Origin of the sequence: Bacteriovorax sp. DB6_IX, assembly GCF_000447775.1 — a bacterium.
GTDB lineage: Bacteria > Bdellovibrionota > Bacteriovoracia > Bacteriovoracales > Bacteriovoracaceae > Halobacteriovorax_A.
The window spans coordinates 1-2681 of sequence record NZ_AUNJ01000018.1 but is presented as its reverse complement, the minus strand read 5'-3'; the positions used below and the strand labels follow the sequence as shown (position 1 = coordinate 2681).

The following is a 2681-nucleotide window of genomic DNA, read 5'->3' as shown; positions in this document are numbered from 1 at the left end:
CNGATTTCAAGACTTCTAATCTTCATAACAAGGTACCAGTATCTTTTTCTTATGAGTCATGTGTCATTTAACGCAACTCTCATAAGAAAAAGATACTGGTACCTGAATACCTGAATAAAAAAAGGGAGCTCGAAAGCTCCCCTTTTGTATTTCTAAATTTCTTAAAAGAATTAGAAAGAGTAAGTCATACCAACTCTTGTAAGTAGGTTATCTGTTGAAAGAACACCTTGCTTAGCTTGAGTAGTAGCAGCTCTTGAAGCAGCTGTAGTTCCTACGAAACCGTCAATAGTAAGCTTACCAAAGATGAAAGATGCACCAGCGTTAACTGTAGTTGAGTTAGCGATAGTTGTTTCACCGTCAGTAGTTGAACCATTGTAAGAAGCAAGAGCTAGGTTCTGAAGTGAACCACCTGTTCCAGCTAGAGGGATAGAACTTAGGTTCTTAGACTCTGCTGTACCAATAATGTTGTGAGAGATCGACCCTCTTAGAACTAACCAAGAAGTTGCTTTTCCTTCATAACCAATGATAACAGGTAGAACTGTGTTGTTTAGCTCAGCTTTACCAGCTGTGTAATCAAGCTCAACATCTAGTTTCGTGAACTGAGTTCTTACGAAAACAGAATCTGTCGCGTTGATTTTGTGAGTATGTCCAGCACCAAGATCGATTCTTGTGAATCCACCATCTGTTTTAGTTCCAGAAAGTGTTTGTTCCCAATCAAATTTCTTAAATGCTGCGTGGTACTTCACGTTACCCATTGTATAAGATCCACCAAGTTGAAACCCTAGCTTTCCTTCGAATTTCGGATCACCAGTGTGGTTCTTGTCTTCTGATTCAGACTTAAGAGAGATATTTGCAAAACCTTCCCACTTATCAGTGTGAGCACCAAGTCTTAGTGCCATTGCTGAGTCTTCCGCGTTGTCAGAAGCATCTCTTTCGTCTTTAGACTTAGAGTATAGGAAGTTAGCTCCCCACTTAACACCTTGACCACCAGCGATGAATAGATCAACTTGATTGTCAGAAGTTTGTAGGTATTGTCCTGTTGCATTTGAAGCAAGGATTCTTAGGAAAGAAGAAACATTTGACTCATTCCCCAGGTAAGCACCATAAACGAAGTCACCAGACTTTGTTAAAAAACCACCCATTGCTTTTGCATCTGAATCTTGATCTAGAGAAGCTCCTCCAGAACCTGCACCATCATCACCCCACTCAAGCATAACCATATCAGCATACTCGTTTGCGTAAGATGCGTTAGTAAAGATGTATCTATCATCCATTGTGAAGTAGTTATCTTCAACTTCGTCACCTAGAGATAGGATTCTAGCTTTTGTAGCGTATACGCTTGTTGAAAATGCACTTAGCGCCGCTGCTGTTAGTAATATCTTTTTCATATTAATTACTCCTTAAATTAGAATTAGAACCAGTAGTGTACTGCAACTCTTGTCATTAGGTTATCTGTAGCTAGAGAACCTTTCTCAGAGTTGATTGTTCCTGTTCTTGATGCATCAGTTGTTCCGATAACACCATCAACCATTAGCTTACCAAAAGTAAGAGTCGCACCAGCATTTACGTTAGTAGTGTTAGTATCAGTTGATTTTCCAGTCCCTTTAGTTTCAGTTTCACCAATAACAACGTTTTGGCTTACAGAAGCTCTAAGAGTTAGCCAAGAAGTCGCTTCAGTTTCGAAACCAACAGTTAGTGGAAGTGACTTAGTCTTAACTTCTGTCTTAGCAACTGAATCTTCGTTTTTGAAGTTTGTGAATCTTAGGTCCATGAACATTTTAGCAGTTTTAGAAATTTCTCTTTCTTTAGCTACACCAATTGTCATAGTTGTCTTTTCAACTTCGTTTTCTTTTGTTCCAGCATTTTTGTGCTCATAACCATTCTTGTCGTAATCTACGTAGAAAGTCATGTCATTCATTGAGTAAGAACCACCAACTTGAAGTCCCATATCAGCTTCGAATGCGTCGTTAGCTACTGTAGCACCTTTTGACTCATCCTTAAGAAGAAGGTTTGCGTAAGCTTCGATGTTATTCTTAACGATACCTAGACCAAGTCCAAGAACGTCATTTTCTTTCTTGATTCCACCTGTTGGCTCATCTTTAGAAGAAGCATATTGAACTCTTGCTCCCCACTGAAGACCCATGTCACCAGCAAAGAAAAGCTCAATATTGTTGTCAGCACTTCTGAAGTTTGCATCTTCAGTAGTTCTATCAGTGTTGTTAAGGTTAGACTCGTTACCGAAGTAAAGTCCGTAAGCCATAGATCCTGACTTTCTAAAGAAACCACCTTCAGCGTGAGCATTTGCTTCTGAATCAGCAGCGTTATCAGCATCACCCCATTCAGTAACAACGTAGTTGTTCATTGTGTTTAGTTTTGCAGGGTTAAGGAATACGCTTCTAGTGTCATCTAAAAAGAATGAACCAGATGTGTCTTGTCCAAGTGCCTGAAGTCTTGCTTTTGTAGCGAATGCAGACGTTGAAAGAACTGCAAGTCCCGCTGCAACCATGAGATGTTTTTTCATCATTACTCTCCTTGATTAAAAACAGATATTTAAATCTGCATCTCTCGTTTGTTTTTATCTAATAAAAAAAACTTATTATTTTACTGTAATTAAAATTGTCTGGGCCTAGAGCGTTTTTGTCAACACCTTGAAATGGCCCAGAATAGCTTAAAAAGGGATT

Annotated in this window: 2 protein-coding genes; both read right to left on the bottom strand. The window is 39.1% G+C overall.

The window, feature by feature from the left end; genetic code table 11:
• Nucleotides 1-170: 170 nt before the first annotated feature.
• The gene (locus M901_RS00655) at nucleotides 171-1388 is read right to left on the bottom strand and encodes a hypothetical protein (protein ID WP_021276221.1); all 1218 of its coding nucleotides are present in this window, start codon (nucleotides 1386-1388) and stop codon (nucleotides 171-173) included.
• 23 nt (nucleotides 1389-1411) lie between these two features.
• Nucleotides 1412-2521: a hypothetical protein gene (locus M901_RS00650; protein WP_034719245.1), complete on the bottom strand. Its 1110-nt coding sequence runs from the start codon at nucleotides 2519-2521 to the stop codon at nucleotides 1412-1414.
• Nucleotides 2522-2681 lie beyond the last annotated feature (160 nt).

Excerpts from the sequence above, each read along its gene's own strand:
- M901_RS00650 (WP_034719245.1), bottom strand. The coding sequence starts at position 2,521 with ATGAAAAAACATCTCATGGTTGCAGCGGGACTTGCAGTTCTTTCAACG.
- M901_RS00655 (WP_021276221.1), bottom strand. The coding sequence starts at position 1,388 with ATGAAAAAGATATTACTAACAGCAGCGGCGCTAAGTGCATTTTCAACA.